The organism is Alteromonas sp. ABH4_456 (assembly GCF_056160645.1).
The window spans coordinates 137,705-156,101 of record NZ_JBSWXO010000010.1 but is presented as its reverse complement, the minus strand read 5'-3'; the positions used below and the strand labels follow the sequence as shown (position 1 = coordinate 156,101).

Here is an 18,397-nt window from a genome sequence, read left to right as displayed (position 1 = left end):
AAAAAGGAAAACAGAATGTTTAAAAGAAGCATGACAAGTGCGCTAATCGGACTTTCTCTGGCGGGATTGTCGCTGGCAGCAGATGCTGCCACCGGCATGTCGCAGAATGAGCGCATGGATGCGAAAAAAGCGTTAATTAAAGCCATTGACGGTAAAGCCAAACAGGCGCAAATCATGAACGATATGATTTTCAGCTTTGGTGAGCTTGGCTTTCAGGAATTCCAGACCTCGAAGTATTTAACCGACCTGCTGAAGGAAAATGGGTTTACTGTAGAGCAGGGGATTTCCGGCATCCCTACCGCCTGGATGGCAACCTGGGGTGAAGGTGAACCGGTCATTGCACTGGGATCAGACATTGACGGAATTCCTAAAGCGTCGCAGAAACCCGGTGTGGCTTACCATGATCCAATTATCGAAGGTGCACCGGGCCACGGTGAAGGGCATAACTCAGGTCAGGTGGTAAATATTATTGCCATTCTGGCCGTGAAAGAGTTCATGGAAGAACATGGCCTGAAAGGCACTATTAAAGTGTGGCCGGGCGTAGCAGAAGAGCAGTTGGGTACTAAAGCCTATTATGTTCGTGACGGCTACTTTAAAGATGTCGACGCCGTATTGTTCTCACACGTATCTAACGGTTTTGGCACAAGCTGGGGAGGCGGCCGCGGTAATGGCCTGATTTCTGTTCAGTACAACTTCTACGGTGAATCCGCTCACAGTGCCGGTTCACCCTGGCGTGGCCGCAGTGCGCTGGATGCTGTGGAGTTAATGGAAGTGGGTATGAGCTATCGCCGTGAGCACTTACGTCTGTCACAGCGTACGCACTCTATCGTGGTTGACGGCGGCGACCAGCCAAACGTTGTACCACCAAAAGCGAGCCGCTGGTATTTCTTCCGTGAAACCGACTATCCGCATATTAAATCCCTGTGGGAAATCGGTGACAAAATGGCAGAAGGGGCGTCATTGATGTCTAACACCACCTGGGACTCTGTTGTTCTGGGTTCTGCCTGGCCGCAGCACATGAATAAGGCCATTGCTGAAGACGCTTATGAGAATATCAAACTGGTAGGTATGCCAGAGTGGTCGGCTGATGATATTGCGCTGGCCAAAGCGTTGCAAAAAGAGATTGGTGTGGAGCCGGAAGGACTGAATACCGAAATTAATGAGCTGACTGATCCACCTGATCTTAAGAAGAACATGGGAGGCGGCTCAGATGATATCGGTGATATCTCCTGGCAGGTGCCCACCATTACACTGCGCTACCCGGCAAACATTCCTAACTTGCCTGGCCACAACTGGTCTAATGCTGTAGCGATGGCAACGCCAATCGCTCATAAAGGGGTAGTTGCAGGTGCGAAAGCTCAGGCGCTGACCTTATTTGACCTGCTTACCGATGAATCGCTGATGGATGCTGCCCGTGATTACTACGAGAACGTGCAGACCAAAGATGCCTCTTACACGCCGTTGTTGCGCGAACAGGATCAACCGGCCGTGCACCTGAACAAAGGTATTATGGCGGAGTTTAAAGGCGATATGTCTGAGTTTTATTACGACCCTGAAAAGTACGACACGTACCTTGAACAGCTGGGTATTTCTTATCCCACTGTACGCGAGTAACTGTCATAACGAATGCAGGCGGTATTGCCGCCTGCCAGATTTATTCAGGAGTGTTTATGAAACGTTTTTACCGTAATGCACTGACAGCGGCACTGTTATCTGCAGGCATGATGATGACCGCCTCTGCCACCACGCTGACAGAAGCGCAGCGGGATGCTGCGAAAACAGAACTGGTGAGTGCTGTTGATAAACAGGCCAAGCTGGCGCAGGTCATGAACGATATGATTTTCAGCTTTGGCGAGCTGGGTTTTCAGGAAACGGAAACTTCGGCGTATCTGACTAAATTTCTGACAGAGCAGGGTTTTGACGTAGAGCAGGGCATTTCCGGTATTCCTACTGCCTGGTATGCCAAATGGGGTTCAGGTAAACCGGTGATAGCGCTGGGCACCGATCTTGACGGTATACCTAAAGCTTCACAGAAGCCTGGTGTGGCTTATCACGATCCCATTGTAGAAGGTGCCCCCGGTCACGGTGAAGGTCATAACTCCGGTCAGGTTGTGAATATTATCGCCGCGCTGGCGATGAAAGATTACATGATCAAAAACAACATTGAAGGCACCATTGTACTCTGGCCGGGCGTTGCTGAAGAGCAACTGGCTACCAAAGCGTACTATGTTCGCGACGGTTATTTTGATGATGTGGATGCTGTGTTGTATTCCCATGTGGGCAGCGGCTTCGGTACTTTCTACGGTAATCCGTTTTTTTCCGGGCTGGTGTCGGTTAAATATAATTTTTACGGTGAATCTGCTCACAGTGCGGGTTCACCCTGGCGCGGACGCAGTGCGCTGGATGCGGTTGAGCTGATGAGCGTTGGCATGAACTACCGCCGCGAGCACTTGCGGATTGCGCAGCGCACGCACTCGGTGATTGTGGACGGTGGTGACCAGCCGAATGTTGTGCCACCCAAAGCAACCGCCTGGTATTACTTCCGTGAAATGGACTACCCCCATATTAAAGCGCTGTGGGAAGTCGGTGATAAAATGGCGGAAGGTGCAGCACTGATGACCAACACCAGTTGGGACTCGGTGGTAATGGGCACCGCATGGCCGGGCCATTTCAACAAACCCCTGGCGCTGGCAGCCTATGAGAATATCAAGAAAATAGGCATGCCTGAATGGTCGGAAGATGATCAGACGTTAGCGAAAGCGCTGCAGAAAGAAATTGGTTCAGAGGTTACCGGCCTGCCGGAAAAAGTGATGCCTATTTTTGAGCCGCCTCCGCTGGAAAAACTCACTGGCGGTGGTTCTGATGATGTGGGCGATATCGCCTGGACTGTGCCGACAATCTTTATGTTGTATCCGTCGAACATTCCAAATCTGCCTGGCCACAACTGGGCGAATGCGGTATCGATGGCAACGCCTATTGCCCATAAAGGCATTATTGCCGGCGCGAAAGCACATGCTATGACGATGGTCGATTTATTCACTGATCCGGCACTGTTGCCGCAGATGCAGGACTATTTCGATAACGTGCAGACCAAAGACGTGAAGTATCAGTCTTTACTCCGTGACGGCGATGAGCCGCAAATTAATCTCAACGAAAACATCATGAAGCAGTATCGCGGTGAAATGCGTAAGTTCTACTACGATCCTGAAAAGTACGACACCTATCTGGAACAGCTGGGCGTGTCGTATCCCATGGTGCGGGATGAGTAAATAAGAGGGAAATGCAGTGATGTCTGACAAGAACCGGACCGGATGCCCTCATTGCTTTGACCTTGAAAAAGAGGCAAGGGAAGTCATGTTTCTTGTCGGATTGATCCTGCTGATGATTTTTTTAACTTTTCCGCTGCCGCCGGCAATTGCGGCAGGATAAACAAAGCGATGCAGCGGAAAGATAACCGGGTCCACCACTTTAGTTAAAGCGGTAAGACGGCCCCCGCAGCGGGGGCATTTCATGTGTACGTGCTCTGTTGAGCGTTTCGGGCAACCATCTGGTTGCCTTTTTTTTACTTTTTTGTCACAAAATACCCGCCCGCGGGTTCTGGGGGGCTGTGAAATGGTTGTTCAGTGGTGCCATGATGGCCGGCCGCCGGCGCACTAACCGTATACATGAGCGCCAGTATTCCTCTGCGTTATATGCAGCACGAAGAGCGTAAAGCCGCTCTGAAAAAAGAGCGGAACAGAACCGTTACAGCGACGCTGATTGCCGGTGCGCTGTGGACAGCGGCCTATGAGTTTACAACGGGGTGGGCGGGGCCGGTTCTGATGTACCAGGTGATGATGGGCATCATCATTGTACAAACCATCAAGATGCAAAATATGATTCTGGCCGATCAACAATCTGCCGGGCAGGCAAGGCAAAGATCCGTCGGGGTATTTTGCGGACGGTTCGGACTCTATGCAGGATTACTGATGGGCAATGCTGCTATGTTCTACGGGTTGTATGAGAGCGGGAGACTCATTTAAGTCTCCTCAGCCAGACAGCTCAGCGACTTTGATGTACCTGTTTGCCTTAAACCAGCCTTATATGCTATTTATTTTTCGCCCATAAATTCTGATGCTTTTTAAAGCTGAAAAAGTTGAAGGGCTCCCAGAGACCGGGCACCAAATCATCGATGGCATCAGGGGTAAAGTTGCCCGACAACTGACTCATTATTTCACTCAACCTGTCTTTCCCCATACGCATTAACTTTTTCCGGTTGGCGGGAAAGTACAGGTTTCTTCCCTTAGGAATGATTTCTTGCGCACCGCTTGAAATGTACTTTTGATTTCTTGTTACCACTTTGCACAGAGGTTCTGCCGGATTAGGGGGATTGAGCCCAATCACGATGGCGCATTCATATTGATCTTTTTCCTGACCTTTTTCATTGACCGGAATATAGGTAACACCGAAACCTTGCGGGAAGTAACCTACAAGCTCAATGAAATCCTGAGCTAACTGTTTATTTAAGCCATCTTTTTTCGCAAGTTGCTCAATCAGCATATAACCTTTCGGCAAGCTTTTGCGCGAATAGTCTGATTTGGTTGAAAGTACAATAGAAACATAAATTTGTGGAATTTTAACTATCTCTCCCAGGCCTGTTTTGGAAACAAACGCGTCTTTTACTAATTGATACAGAAATTCGCCGGCGTCTTTATGGGTCTGGACGAACCGGTCTCTTTCTTCCTTATCATTTCCTACATAATCAGGTAGCCCTAAGCCTTCTGAAATGTATTTGAGCGTAAAATGGTAGTTAAGCTTCAACAGCGCTTTTCGTTGTGCGTCATCTAATAACCGGAATTCACTTAAATCACCATTCTCACCTTTGAGGATGGTTTGCGCGGCGGGACTCTGTAAGCCGATATCCTGCAAAAGTGCGGCAAGGATTAGGGGACGTCCCAGCTCAATTTTCCATTTATCACGCCAATAACGGTTTCCGCGAAAGCGGGATGCGGCTTCGCGATACTTCGACAGATATTTATTAGCAATAGTGTCGTGTGCCAGAAGCCTGTCGGCTAAGCGTAATGTCAGTACGGCCTTATACAAAGGCTTAAGGCGCATATGAAGGCGGGCAAAATTACCCGACGGGCCCCGGGTAAGCAACATCAGCGTTCCAAGCAGCTTTGCACTGGACTGCTGTGTTTCCTGCCAGTTGTCGCCTTCACAAAGTTCGATGATTTTTGTGCTTACGTCGTTCAACCTTTCTAAACGTGCAAGCCTTTCTTCTTTGAGTTTTTCTTTATGATTCTTTATTTGTCGTGCAAGTTGCTCTGCCAGTACTTTTCTTTTTTTATTTCCTTCAATTTTACTGAGTTGCGTTTTTAAATCTTCAACTTGCTTTTCCAGGGCCGGAGTAAGGGAAAAGTAATCACTGGCATCTTCGAAAACGGAGCCGAAGCCGGTTTCATGAGGGTAAATCATGTTGATGAGTTGTTTTACTTGCTGTGTGTAAATACTGTCGGGGTTCTGGCTTTGTGCGCTCACCGCTTTCCTTTCAATTACTTCTGCGAAATTGCCTGATGTTACTCTCAGCAATTCAAGGCAGACAGGGCTATGGGTACCTGAACTGACACCATGCCTTGTTTTTACTACCTTACTTCTTATCGGATTCCTGAATGATACCGGAAATTCCCACAGATTTTGCTAATTCTTTATTAACATGTAGTTGCTGCAATAATTCTCTATTAACAAGGTCGGAACGGGAGACTCTTTTAAGTCTCCTCAGCAGGCAGACAGTTCAGTCACCATGGTTTTGGCCAGCAGTTCTATGGCTTCAGAGCGTACTTTCTGCGGATTCACCAGACACACACCAATATGACCCAGCTCCGGTAGCGCGGGAGACGGGGACAAAATATGCAAGCCGTTCGGCACAGTACTTCTCGCCAGTACGGTAATGCCCAGTCCTTCATTGATGGCGGTCTGAATACCGTTGAGATCGCCGATGGTGTACACAATTTGCCACTGCTTACGGTGCTTTCCTAACAGGTTGGTTGCACGTTTTCGGTAAATACAGGGGGCCGGGGCGGCGATAATGGGCAGCTTTTCAGGAATGCTGTTAACAAAGCGCTGACTGCCAACCCACACCAGCTGGTCTGTCACGATGTAACCATCCTGGTCGGGATCGGGCATCTCCTGCAGTGACAGGATTAAATCAAACTGGTTTTTCAGTGGTTCACACAGCAAATCTTTACTCAGCGCACAGTGCACTTCCAGAGAGACTTCCGGATAAGACTGGGTAAACCGGCGAATGATCTTAGGCATCAGGGTCGTGGAAAATTCACTGGGGATCCCCAGTTTAATATTCCCGCTGACCTGAGGACGACCAAATTCAGCCATTGCCTGGTCATTCAGCATGAGTATTTTCATACCGAATTCCAGCAGCTTGCTGCCTGCCAGCGTCAGAGTAAGACGGTTGCCTTCGCGGGAAAACAGTTTTTCCCCCACCATTTCTTCAAGTTTTTTGATTTGCAGGCTGATAGCTGGTTGTGTGCGTTTTAAACGTTCCGCACATAAAGTGTAGCTACCCGTCTGCGCAATCGTCACAAATGAACGTAAGAAGTCCACGGACAAATTTTTCATGGCTACACTCCAAAATAAAAATAGGCAGGCAACCCTATTTTGGAAACTTATGGCTCTATTGTTTTTATTAATTTTATTTATTGCGATACCAGAATTAGCATAAAGAAAATCAAAACACAATGGAGTTATCATGAAGCTGCTGAATGAATCGCTGAATAATGTGGATCCTGAAATCGCTGCGGTAATCGAAAAAGAGACCCGGCGTCAGGAAGATCATATCGAACTGATCGCATCTGAAAATTACACCAGCCGGGCGGTAATGGTGGCACAGGGAAGTCAGTTAACCAACAAGTACGCTGAGGGGTATCCGGCGAAACGTTATTATGGCGGCTGTGAAGAAGTGGATGTTGCCGAACAACTTGCTATCGACCGCGCTAAAGCCTTATTCGGCGCAGATTACGCCAATGTTCAGCCGCACTCAGGCTCGCAGGCTAATGCGGCGGTTTACATGGCGTTGCTTTCTCCGGGCGATACCATTTTAGGTCTCAGCCTCGATCACGGCGGTCACCTGACACACGGTGCAAAGCCGAATTTTTCCGGTAAATTGTACAACGCTGTGCAATACGGTATTAACCCGGAATCCGGTGAAATTGACTATGAACAGGTTGCAGAGCTGGCAGAAATCCACAAGCCAAAAATGATTGTTGCCGGCTTCTCGGCGTATTCCCGCATCGTTGACTGGCAGCGTTTCAGAGATATCGCCGACAGTGTTGGTGCGTGGTTAATGGTGGATATGGCTCATGTTGCCGGCCTGGTGGCCGCCGGTGTGTATCCTAACCCTGTGAAAGCGGCACATGTGGTTACCACCACTACTCATAAAACATTGCGGGGGCCGCGGGGAGGGTTAATCCTTTGTCAGTCTGCTCCCGAACTGGAAAAGAAATTCAATTCACTGATTTTTCCGGGTATTCAGGGCGGTCCGCTTATGCATGTCATCGCAGCCAAAGCGGTGGCGTTAAAAGAAGCCATGTCTGATGACTATAAGGTGTATCAGCAACAGGTGGTAGACAACGCCAGAGCGATGGCAGAAGTCTTTATTGAGCGTGGCTTTGATGTGGTATCCGGCGGCACTGATAACCACATGTTTCTGTTGAGCCTGATCAGCAAAGGCATGACCGGTAAAGCAGCCGATGCGTTGCTTAACAGTGTGAATATAACTGTTAATAAGAACACGGTGCCTGATGATCCCCAGTCTCCATTTGTCACCAGTGGTATTCGCATCGGCACTCCGGCCGTCACTTCACGGGGCTTCACTAAAGCAGATTGTCAGCAACTGGCCGGATGGATGTGTGATTTGCTTAGTGCACCGGACTGCACAGACATGGCTGCAACCATTAAACAGAAGGTGGCTGAACTTACTGCAGCAAGGCCCGTTTACAGCTAGTTTTCCTGTTAAATTACTACTTCACCGGTACGATGGCGGTAAAAATTGAAAATAAAGTCGTACCGGTTACCATCACTGTGCTAAAATTTTAAAAAAATGTTAATCGATTAAGATTGCACCCGTTTAATTATGCCTGCCGGCATTCAGTACAGTGACCTTTGCCGTAACAATGAAAAAAGTAAAACTGACTTTAAAAGATGTGGCTGAAAAGCTGGGCGTTTCTACCGCAACCATCTCTAATGCTTTTAACCGCCCGGACCAGCTTTCTGCCGCCAGGCGTGATGACATTCTGGCTGCCTGTAAAGAGATAGGTTACAGCGGGCCTAATAAGGCAGCGCAGATCCTCCGTAAAGGTCAGTCTAATATTGTGGCGCTGGTGCTTGCCGATAACATTGAATACATGGTCAGTGACCCTGTTGCATCTACCTTCATCCGTGGCGTTTCCTCCGTGCTGCAGGACGCTCAAAAGCATTTACTCTTGTATGCCGGTAATGCACAAACTATTACCGATGTGGCCGATTTCGTTGACGGCTTTATCTGCTATGGTGCGCCCCAAAACCCGAAACTAGGGGAAGAACTACGGCAATTAAGTAAACCGGTGGTCACGGTAGACTTCAACCTTGAAGGCTGCCCCTCAGTGAACATCGATAACGAGAGTGCCGCTTATCAGATTGCGATGGAAGCGCTGGAAGAAGGTGAGCGGGCCGCTATTCTGGGACTGAAACTTATCGACTCACCTGTGACCTGCAGGGTGTACGACAGTCCGCTGCTGGACTCAGACAGTGCAATTTCTCATCGCCGGCTTGATGGATATTTCAGGGCGATGAAACGCAAAAATTGCGACATTAATAATGAATGGATTTGGCATATTCCGGAGAGCGGGGGAAATTTTGCCCGTCAGGCCGCCAATGAAGTGCTGAGTATTTCACCCCGCCCGCAAACCGTACTGTGCATGAGTGACATGATTGCGCTGGAGTTGTTGCAATGTGCGCTCAGCAAGGGTATTAAAGTGCCGCAGGAACTGAAAATTACCGGCTTTGACGGTATTGACGAAGCCCGCCGCACCCGTCCTGTTCTCACCACGGTTTGCCAGTCGAGCATCGAAAAGGGGGAAACTGCCGCAAAGCTGCTACTGGAAGGTGAGCAGGCTGACTCTGTAATACTCGATTTCGAACTTCTTAACGGCGGTACAATTTGATATCGCTTCCGGTGTCTTAGTACCGCTACCGGCATCGCTTCAGACTGCCGTCTCTTTCTTTTTGTAAAACTGCTTTTTTTGTTGCACCTTTTCATCCGCTGCACCGGCCGGCGTCAGCCTGGCCGGACAATTAAAGCGGTACCTGCCTTCATAATTGCCTGCCTCTTTGCACTTATCTTAATCAAATAAGATTAAATTGTTATCCCTTTGGGTATATTTTAAAACAGGTTAATAAAATTTTATCAATCATAAATTGCTGATTTATATTGATTGTATCGTGTCGTTTATTGTCTTTATTATATAAATTCTTCACATTGTATTTACACTGGAAAGTTTTTAGATTAAATTCTTAAACGATTAAGTCTGGTTGCAATGAAGGTGGGAATAAGCTGCCCGTTAGAAAAGTGACCGGATTGTTAGCCTGTAAACACTCAAACACTCTCCCGGAGAAAACATGATTAAGCGTTATGCATTCAGTAGATTAGCGTTGGCTGTCAGCGCAGTCATAGCCAGTCCCGTTTTTGCTCAGGACAATACTGACGCTGAAACCCAGGATAAAGCCAAATACGAACAAATCGTTGTGACTGCAACCCCTGGTGGTGCCACCATGCAGGAAGCCAGCGTGTCGGTCAGTTCCTTTAACGAAGACGATATTGTAAAACTTGCGCCACGCTCTACTGCTGAAGTGTTCCGTGCTATTCCGGGGATTCGTGCTGAGTCTTCAGGTGGTGGCGGTAACGCGAACATCACTATCCGTGGTATCCCTCTGGCTACCGGCGGTTCCAAATTTCTGCAAATTCATGAAGATGGCTTACCGGTACTGGAATACGGTGATATCAACTTTGGTAATGCTGATAACTTCATCCGTTATGACTGGTCAGTGGCTAATGTAGAAGCCGTTCGCGGTGGCTCTGCGTCGACTTTCGCCAGTAACTCGCCGGGTGGTGTTATCAATATGATCAGCAACACCGGTGAAATCGGTGGTGGTGCTATCGGTACATCTTTTGGTGTGGATTACGATGAAATGCGCCTGGATTTCCGTTACGGCGGTGAAATCAGCGACGACCTGTATTATCACATTGCCGGCTTTGCCCGCGGTGGTGAAGGTACCCGTGACACCGGTTATCACGGTGATAAAGGCGGCCAGGTGAAATTTAATATCACTAAGCTGCTGGATAACGGTCACATCCGTTTCTACTACAAAAACCTGGACGACAAAGTCTCCACTTATCTGCCATCTCCGGTACTGGTTAAAGGTGACGGCGAGTACGGTCCTGTTCCCGGTTTTGATGCCAGTTCACAGGCCCTGAACTCAGTGTATAACACGAATATTTCTACTTTTGACAGCTACGGAAATCCGGAAAACCGTGACGTACGCGACGGCATTTCATCGGAAGTTAATTCATTCGGCGTGGAAGTAGACCTGGAAGTTGCGGACAATCTGTTCCTGCTAAACAAATTCCGTATTTCGGATGTTTCCGGTGGATTCATTGCACCTTTCACTGACGGTTTCCCTGCCGGCCCGGGCGATGTATCAAACTTCGCTGCTGCGCTTTGTTCCGGCGCGCTTGATGGTGAAGGTAATGCGCTGAACTGCGACAGCACCACGGTTACTCTGGCGAATGGTCCGGGTGCAGGTGAAGTGTATACCGGCGAAGCATTTACTAACTTACAGTTTGATGCCCGTCTCAATGACCTGGGTAACATGATTAACGATCTGAGCCTGCGTAAAGAGTTTGATAACGGCGTATCACTGACAGTAGGTTATTACTATTCAAATCAGGATATTGCGACGAGCTGGGCAAGCTGGCAAACCTTTATCCAGACGCTGGACGGTGACAACTCGCAGTTGCTGAATATTACAGATGCTGATGGTACTGAACTGGTATCCAACGGCCTGCTGTCAGCCAGCTTCCTGTCATATGAGTGGGATCTGAACTATGTGACAACTGCACCCTACATGAACGTAGGCTTTGAACTGTCAGACAACATTCTTATTGATGCTTCAGTGCGTTACGACAGTGTTGATGCATCGGGTGAACTGATCAGCTCTTGCTGTGGCGGCAATGCCGATTACGACATTAACGGAAACGGTGTTATTGAACAGATTGAAGATGCGTCTGCGCAGAACAGCGGCTTCATCAGCGGCGGTGTGATTAACCTGAACCGCGCCGGTGCGTCATCGCAAATTGTTGACTACAGTGCCAATAACACTTCCTATTCACTGGGTGGTTCTTATTTACTGAGCGAAACGCAAACCCTGTTCGCCCGCTACTCGAAAGGTGGTCGTGCACTGGCAGACCGTCTGCTGCAAATTGGCGGCACACTGAATACTGATGGCAGCCTGACCAACACAACCTCCGGCTTCGATACAACGAAGCAACTTGAAATTGGTTATAAGTATGGCACCCGTGATCTGATGCTGAACGCTACGCTGTTCGACACAGTGACGGAAGATACTCAGGCTGAAGTGACCAGCGGTCTGACGTTCATGCGCGAATATGAAGCAACAGGTCTGGAATTTGAAGGACGCTGGAATGCAACTGATAACTTCGTGCTGTCCGGTAACCTCACATGGACAGATGCTGAAATCAGCAAAGACGCGAATGATGCAACGCTGGTGGGTAACACACCCCGTCGTCAGGCTGACTGGATCTGGACAATTACACCGGAATACGTTACTGATTTCTGGTCAGTGGGTGCATCTCTGCAAGGCTCTACCGAGTACTATGTTCAGGACAACAATGACCTGAAACAGGATGCTTATAACCTGGTGAATGTATTTGCCACTTACTGGGTTAATGACCAGTTCTCAGTTTCTCTGAACGTAAACAACGCCACTGATGAGTTTGTTATTACAGAATCTGAAGAAGGCTCTGCAGCAGTAGGCAGCTACATCCGTGCCCGCCCGCTGAACGGCCGTACTACTGTGGTATCTCTGAAGTACCTGTTCGACTGATTCACTCTCCCTGTGAAATAGCATTGCCCGCACCGGTTTCCGGTGCGGGCTTTTTTTATTTCCGGTGTTGCCGGTATTTTCGGACAGAGGAGTGACCTTAAAGTCACCTTTACGCCCGCTTACCTTTGACCGGTGCGCACGCCACACATACCTGATCGCCATAGTAATTATTCTGATAATTACAGGTCATTGCCGGGGTAGATTGTGTTTTATTTTTGCTTACCAGTTTTTGAATCATTTTAGCCATAATCTGCTCCTTGTTAAGTTGGGTACAGATTATGTGATTTTATAAAACGATTGAAATCTTAAATACTAATCGCTCTAATCGCTTTCCTGATGATTCTGCATCCCGGCCGGGCTATTCCTTATCAACAGTAAAAACCATATCCCGCCATTCATGGTTGGTTATTTCACGTTCTGTAAACGGGTAGAGGGTGAAGCCGGTGACTTCCCGCTTTACATTTACCTGATAACGGATAAAGGCGTCACTGGCTGCGTTCTGGTTGTCCCAGCGGATCACAAATGTATGATCTTCAAAGGGCTCCAGTCTGCCGGTGAGTGTGGGCATTTTGTCAGATTTGATCCGCAGGGTGTCGCCTTCAGGGTAAACGGTCATCAGGCCAAACCATTCGTCGCTGAATTGTCCGGCGTAGGTGTTTTGCGGTAACAGCACTTTATTGCTGCCAGAGGGAGTCGTGTGTCTGGCCAGATATTTCTCTTCCTGCTTATCCTGATAAGCCCGGTATTCATCTATCCAGTTTCTCTTATTACTTTCAGGCAGGTAAGCTTTGAGGATGGTTTGCATGACAGCGCCGCGGGCACCGTAGTTGGAGCCGTTATTCAGTACCACCACACCCAGTTGTTGATCCGGTACGAAAGCCACATACGTCTGATAACCGGATAAGGTGCCGGTATGAGAGATTACCTTATGGCCGAAAATATCCATAAGCCGCCAGCCGAGGCCATACGCCTTAAAATGCATGTGGTCCCATTCTTCGTCAGTGTCATCAACAGACAACAGGGTTTGCGGCGTCAGCATGGTGTTGTATGCATCTTCTGAGAGAATGGTTTCACCGCCGGCACTTTTACCTTCATCCAGCCACATCTGAATCCACTTCAGCATACCCGTCGCATTACAGCTGACGCCGCCGGCAGCAGCAGAGATAATGCCTTTTTCTGCCAACTGGTTACGGGGAATGGGATAGATGCCTCTCTCATCATTGTGGCCGTAACTGATGGCGCGGTTTTCGAGCACATAGCCCGGCACATCACCACCAAAGCAGTCCATACCAAGGGGAGCAAATACACGGTTTTGTAAGCGGAATTCCCAGCTGTCTTCCGTCAGGTGCGCCACTATTTCCCCGGCTGTGATATACATCACATTGGAATAGGCGTATTCACTGCGAAAACTGTATTGAGGCGTCAGAAAGCGCAGGTTATGCACGATATCCTGACGGCTGAACCCGGAGGGCTCCGGCCATAACATGCTGTCTCCGGCACCTGAACCCAAACCGCTGCGGTGTGTTAACAGATCGGTGATATCCATTTCGCGGCTGGCAAACGGGTCGGCCATCCGGAAACCGGGTAGCACGTCTTCGACTTTTGTGTGCCAGTTAAGTTTTTCTTCGTCTACCAGTTGTGCCACGGTGGTGGCTGTAAATGCTTTGCTGACAGAAGCCAGCCTGAACCAGGTGTCAGGTGTCACTGGCAGCCCCTGCTCTTTATCTCTGAGACCATGTCCGGCGAGGTACACAATCTTGCCGTCTTTCACAATGCCCACGCTCATGCCCGGGGTGTAAAATTCTGACAAAGCACGGTCAATGGTATCCGGCAGTGTTTTCAAATCAGATGGCAACTGGTTTACCGGTTGCGTATCAGCCGCAGCCTGAGCTGCAATGAGGGTGGCACATAAGCCGGTGAGAAAAAGCCTGCGCAAGTGGTGTACTCCTTTATCTTTTCACACCACTGTTGAAAATATTGAGAGGCTTGTCAACTGTCAGAGGTTCAGTGACACGGGGTGGCGGATTAACGACCCGGCGCTGCAGGAAACCGCTGATGCGGATCTACGCCGACGGTTGATCCCATACCAGCTGTTTGAAGTGTTTGCGGCACATAGATTCATAACGATCATTACCGCCAATCTCAACCTGATTACCGCCGGTGACAGGCTGGCCCTGTTCATCCATCCGCACCACAAATGTGGCTTTGCGACCGCAGTGACAGACTGTTTTCAACTCAGTAAATTTATCAGCCCAGGCCAGCAGATAATGGCTGCCTTCGAAGGTTTCACCGAGGAAATCTGTTCGGAGTCCGTAGGCCAGCACGGGAATATCCAGTTCGTCGACAATTTCTACCAGTTGTCTTACCTGCGCCTTAGTCAGAAACTGCGCTTCATCAATAAATACGCAGTCCAGCGGCTGGGCACGGTGAGCCTTAAATACCTGCCGGAACAAGTTATCTTCGTTACCGTATAAACTGGCGTCGGCCTGCAAACCAATTCTTGATGTGACCTTACCCACATCATAGCGGTCATCGATTGCCGTTGTGAAAATCAGTACATGCATACCCCGTTCACGGTAGTTGTAAGCAGACTGGAGCAGTGAGGTAGATTTCCCTGCATTCATTGCAGAGTAGTAAAAGTAAAGTTGAGCCATGTGATTATTATTGTTCTGTTTCGAGCCGGCCGGTCAGTGCCTCTGCACGCTCAGGCCTGGCGAAGTAAAATCCTTGCAGGTAGTCTACACCCATCGCCTTAAGCCTTGTAGCCTGTTCTTCTGTTTCTACTCCTTCGGCAACGGTTTTACAGCCGAACTCGCCGGCAATCAGCAAGGTCGCACGGATAATCGGGCCGCCTGCTGAGTTAAGGTTATGAATAAACGACCGGTCAATTTTAATGTGATCAAAATGCAGGAGCTGAAGCTGACTCAGCGATGAAAAGCCGGTACCGAAATCGTCTATGGAAACGGCTACTCGGCGATTTTTGATGGCATTTACCTGTGCCGCAAGCTTTTGTTTATTGTCCGCGAAAACAGATTCTGTAATTTCCAGATGCAACCTGGAAGGCGCAAGGCCCGTATGACTGAGTGCTTCGTCGAGCTTGAGAATGAAGTTATCTTCCATAAGCTGAATCACCGATACGTTCACCGAAACGGCAACGTCAGGGGCTTTCCAGCCTGCTGGCACCGAGCACTGCCGCTGCACCGCCCGCCAGGGCTGACAGCACTACAACAGTGGTAGCCAGCTCCATAATATCCATCAGCGGGTACAGGGTAACGCAATAGAGCGCCCAGATGATGGCTGTCAGTGTGACACCAATGGCGAACCGGAAAAATGCGGGACGGGGAGATTTGTCTTTCTGCCTGAGGACTTTCATCCAGAAGATGGCATCAAGAAAGCGAAGCAGTAAAACAGACACCATGATCAACCAGAAGAGTCGTTTGACTGAATGGGTTTCCGGTGTATCGAACCCGAATGTCAGCGCACTGATGGCAGCGACAGAGATAATCATGCCGTTAAAGGCATTGGAGTGCAGCAGGTGCACAACATCCCTTAACGCGGCATCATTCAGTGTGGAGTGGTGGAATATGGGGCGCACTACTTAATCCTGTCAGCTGGACGGCCCTGTCACATTTTATATGTATTCACCGGGAGATGACGGAGAAGCGTACCGCCCGGGTAAACCGGAAAAGTTCCTGCTAAAAGGTATAGTGCAAAACCGGCAAAAAGCAATAAAAAAGGTGACCGTAGTCACCTTTTAAATCAATGCTGTAGAGCAGTATTCAGAATATCAGGCAGCGTCTTTCTTCGCTGAAGAATCGCTTTTTTCCTGAGATAACGGCTCCAGGTCAAAGTTGAACTCGTCAACCCGGACAGCCAGCTTACGCTTCTCATTGTAATCGTGAAGCATTTCAGCTTCCTGAGCCGTTACAACACCGCGCTCCTGTAACTTATTCAGTGCGTTTTCAAACGACAGGAACGGGATGACCGGTTCCTTACGCAGCGCCTTCTGTACTTTACCTAACAGATGGGCGACAGCATGTTTCGCTTTAAACGCCTGCTCGTTGATGTCGTTACCGTCACCGGCAACAGGACGAACCAGGTGCGTCAGTTGTGCTTTGATGCTGTTATCCTGCATGGATGCCAGTGCCAGTTCACAGGACAGCTTATCGCTGATCCCGCTGACTGAATTGGTATACGTACAGGTCAGCAGGCGCATCAGACCACGGGTTGCTGTATTCGGGAAGTTACCGATGAAATCAACCAGTGCCTGTTCAGCCTGTTGCAGCGTCCACTCCATAGCGTACTCGAAGTAAGGCTGTGCCAGTTTACGGTCTTCTACACGTTGCTCATAGAAGCGGATGGCTGCCATGGCGCCGTACAGATAACTCATTACATCACCCAGACGGGCTGACAGCAATTCTGCTTTTTTCAGATCACCGCCCAGTACCGCCAGCGATAAATCGGCCATAGGAGCCAGTTTTGCTGACAATGCATTAAGACGCTTCTCGTACTTTGTCACTTCCGGCAGTGCAGACTCTGCACCGCGCAGGAAGGGCAGGTAGCTCTTACCTAAGCTGCGGAACGCATTTTTCACACTGAAACTGACCGTTTTCTTCAATACTTTATTGAATTCGCCGTCGGCAGAGTGGTCGTCACTGTGAATAAGATCCACCATCTCTTTCAGGTATGGATGGCAACGCATTGCACCCTGGCCGAAGATCATCAGGTTACGTGTCAGAATGTTGGCACCTTCCACCGTAATGGCAATCGGTAATGAACTGTAGCCGCCGGATAACGTATTTTGCGGACCGCGCTGAATGGCTTTACCCGCCAGGATATCCATTGCCGAGTTCATTACGTCACGACCCAGCTCAGTCATATGGTATTTGGCAATCGCAGTCACTACTGACGGCTTCAGGCCTAAACCCAAACCTTCTGTTGTCAGAACACGCATAGACTCCAGCAGGAATGTTTTACCGGCGATATCTGCCAGTTTGCCCTGAATACCTTCGAAACGGCCAATTGGCAGTCCGAATTGTTCACGCACAAAGCTGTATTCTGCAGACGCTTTCAGTGCCGCCTGACCTGTTGCAACGCCCATGGCCGGTAATGAAATACCACGACCTGCACCTAAGCAGCTCACCAGCATTTGCCAGCCGCGGCCGATGTTTTTCTGACCGCCGATAATGAAATCCATAGGAATAAATACATCATTACCACGGGTCGTACCGTTGTAGAAACGTTGTCCCATAGGATCGTGACGGTTACCCAGTTCTACGCCGGGGTGAGATTTTGGCAGCAGGGCACAGGTAATACCCAGCTCAAGTTTTTCACCCAGCAGTTGATCAGGGTCGAAAACTTTAAATGCGAGGCCCAGTACGGTAGCGATTGGCGCAAGCGTGATATAACGCTTGTCCCAGCTGACTTTCAGACCAATAACTTCTTTACCTTCCCATTCACCCTTCGTGACGATAGCTGCATCAGGAATGCCACCGGCATCTGAACCGGCTTCAGGGCTGGTCAGTGCAAAACAGGGAATGTCATCACCCACTGCAAGGCGGGGCAGATAGTAGTCCTGCTGCTCTTTTGTACCATAGTGCATCAGCAGTTCGCCCGGACCTAACGAGTTAGGCACCATAACGGTTACGGCAATAGCACCACTTTTCGCAGCGATAGTTGCAACGATGGTTGAGTTGGCGTAAGGACTGAATTCCAGACCACCAAATTTCTTCGGAATGATCATAGAGAAGAAACGGTGTTTCTTCAGGAACGCTAAAATCTCATCCGGAATGTGCTTACCATTTGCCAGCTCGAAATCATCGATTAATCCCAGCAATTCCTGCACAGGGCCGTCAATAAATGCCTGTTCATCGGCACTTAATTTCGCCTGTGGAATGGCACGCAGGGCTTGCATATCTGGTTTGCCCTGATAGATAGAGGCTTCTAACCAGATATCACCGGCGTCCAATGCTTCCTGCTCTGTCACAGAAATAGGTGGAAGAACTTTTTTCAGGCTTTTTCGAATACTCATATTACTCATCCGCTCATCTGACCAGTTGTATTCTTCTAATACTACATGACATTTTCTAAAGATCAAATGTTATGTAAGCAGTCTGTTAAATGAGATACCTGAGCCAGTACGCGGGTTTATTTACCTGCTTGTTTTCGTGGTGTTTTTTTAAACATTAAATTTCTTTTTGGAAATCCTGCGTATAAGGGCAAATACTTATACTCTGTGCTT

Annotated in this window: 15 protein-coding genes; 7 read left to right on the top strand and 8 right to left on the bottom strand. The window is 48.9% G+C overall.

All coding sequences use genetic code 11. The features are described 5' to 3' along the window. Positions 1–15: 15 nt before the first annotated feature. From ACXAG2_RS15730 to ACXAG2_RS15715, 4 genes are all read left to right on the top strand, one after another. On the top strand, positions 16–1,614 hold the full coding sequence (locus ACXAG2_RS15730; protein WP_474842732.1) for a M20/M25/M40 family metallo-hydrolase: 1,599 nt from the start codon (positions 16–18) through the stop codon (positions 1,612–1,614). Positions 1,615–1,670: 56 nt separating this feature from the next. Beyond that, positions 1,671–3,269, top strand: coding sequence for a peptidase dimerization domain-containing protein (locus tag ACXAG2_RS15725; protein ID WP_474868463.1), 1,599 nt, complete (start codon positions 1,671–1,673; stop codon positions 3,267–3,269). 19 nt (positions 3,270–3,288) lie between these two features. Then, complete coding sequence (locus ACXAG2_RS15720; protein WP_474868460.1) at positions 3,289–3,429, top strand: hypothetical protein; 141 nt, start codon at positions 3,289–3,291, stop codon at positions 3,427–3,429. A 236-nt stretch (positions 3,430–3,665) separates the two neighbouring features. After that, positions 3,666–4,022: a hypothetical protein gene (locus ACXAG2_RS15715; RefSeq protein WP_474868458.1), complete on the top strand. Its 357-nt coding sequence runs from the start codon at positions 3,666–3,668 to the stop codon at positions 4,020–4,022. Between the two features lie 64 nt (positions 4,023–4,086). On the opposite strand, the gene ACXAG2_RS15710 is transcribed toward ACXAG2_RS15715, so the two are convergent. Together ACXAG2_RS15710 and ACXAG2_RS15705 are read right to left on the bottom strand one after the other, a co-directional pair. Further along, a complete protein-coding gene (locus tag ACXAG2_RS15710) occupies positions 4,087–5,520 on the bottom strand; it encodes a hypothetical protein (protein ID WP_474868455.1) in 1,434 nt (477 codons plus the stop codon). Positions 5,521–5,757: 237 nt separating this feature from the next. After that, a complete protein-coding gene (locus ACXAG2_RS15705; RefSeq protein ID WP_474842722.1) occupies positions 5,758–6,615 on the bottom strand; it encodes a LysR family transcriptional regulator in 858 nt (285 codons plus the stop codon). A 136-nt stretch (positions 6,616–6,751) separates the two neighbouring features. Here ACXAG2_RS15705 and glyA point away from each other — a divergent pair, with 136 nt between their 5' ends. The 3 genes from glyA to ACXAG2_RS15690 all read left to right on the top strand — a co-directional run bounded on the left by glyA (position 6,752) and on the right by ACXAG2_RS15690 (position 12,156). Beyond that, positions 6,752–7,999 carry a serine hydroxymethyltransferase gene (gene glyA, locus ACXAG2_RS15700; RefSeq protein ID WP_474868558.1) on the top strand — a complete coding sequence of 416 codons (1,248 nt, stop codon included), beginning with the start codon at positions 6,752–6,754 and terminating at the stop codon, positions 7,997–7,999. A 169-nt stretch (positions 8,000–8,168) separates the two neighbouring features. Next, on the top strand, positions 8,169–9,197 hold the full coding sequence (locus ACXAG2_RS15695; RefSeq protein ID WP_474868452.1) for a LacI family DNA-binding transcriptional regulator: 1,029 nt from the start codon (positions 8,169–8,171) through the stop codon (positions 9,195–9,197). A gap of 454 nt (positions 9,198–9,651) precedes the next feature. Further along, positions 9,652–12,156 (top strand): TonB-dependent receptor domain-containing protein, encoded by a 2,505-nt coding sequence (locus ACXAG2_RS15690; protein ID WP_474868449.1) that lies wholly within the window; start codon positions 9,652–9,654, stop codon positions 12,154–12,156. 109 nt (positions 12,157–12,265) lie between these two features. On the opposite strand, the gene ACXAG2_RS15685 is transcribed toward ACXAG2_RS15690, so the two are convergent. The 6 genes from ACXAG2_RS15685 to ACXAG2_RS15660 form a co-directional block, all read right to left on the bottom strand. Beyond that, positions 12,266–12,403, bottom strand: coding sequence for a hypothetical protein (locus tag ACXAG2_RS15685; RefSeq protein ID WP_474847813.1), 138 nt, complete (start codon positions 12,401–12,403; stop codon positions 12,266–12,268). A 111-nt stretch (positions 12,404–12,514) separates the two neighbouring features. Continuing rightward, positions 12,515–14,092, bottom strand: coding sequence for a serine hydrolase (locus ACXAG2_RS15680; RefSeq protein WP_474868447.1), 1,578 nt, complete (start codon positions 14,090–14,092; stop codon positions 12,515–12,517). Between the two features lie 127 nt (positions 14,093–14,219). After that, positions 14,220–14,810, bottom strand: coding sequence for a thymidine kinase (locus tag ACXAG2_RS15675; protein ID WP_474868445.1), 591 nt, complete (start codon positions 14,808–14,810; stop codon positions 14,220–14,222). 7 nt (positions 14,811–14,817) lie between these two features. Beyond that, positions 14,818–15,339 carry an EAL domain-containing protein gene (locus tag ACXAG2_RS15670; protein WP_474868442.1) on the bottom strand — a complete coding sequence of 174 codons (522 nt, stop codon included), beginning with the start codon at positions 15,337–15,339 and terminating at the stop codon, positions 14,818–14,820. Then, on the bottom strand, positions 15,314–15,751 hold the full coding sequence (locus ACXAG2_RS15665; protein WP_474868440.1) for a hypothetical protein: 438 nt from the start codon (positions 15,749–15,751) through the stop codon (positions 15,314–15,316). Before ACXAG2_RS15665 ends, ACXAG2_RS15670 begins: the two co-directional genes overlap by 26 nt. A 192-nt stretch (positions 15,752–15,943) precedes the next feature. Continuing rightward, the gene (locus ACXAG2_RS15660) at positions 15,944–18,187 is read right to left on the bottom strand and encodes an acyl-CoA dehydrogenase (protein ID WP_474842711.1); all 2,244 of its coding nucleotides are present in this window, start codon (positions 18,185–18,187) and stop codon (positions 15,944–15,946) included. Positions 18,188–18,397 lie beyond the last annotated feature (210 nt).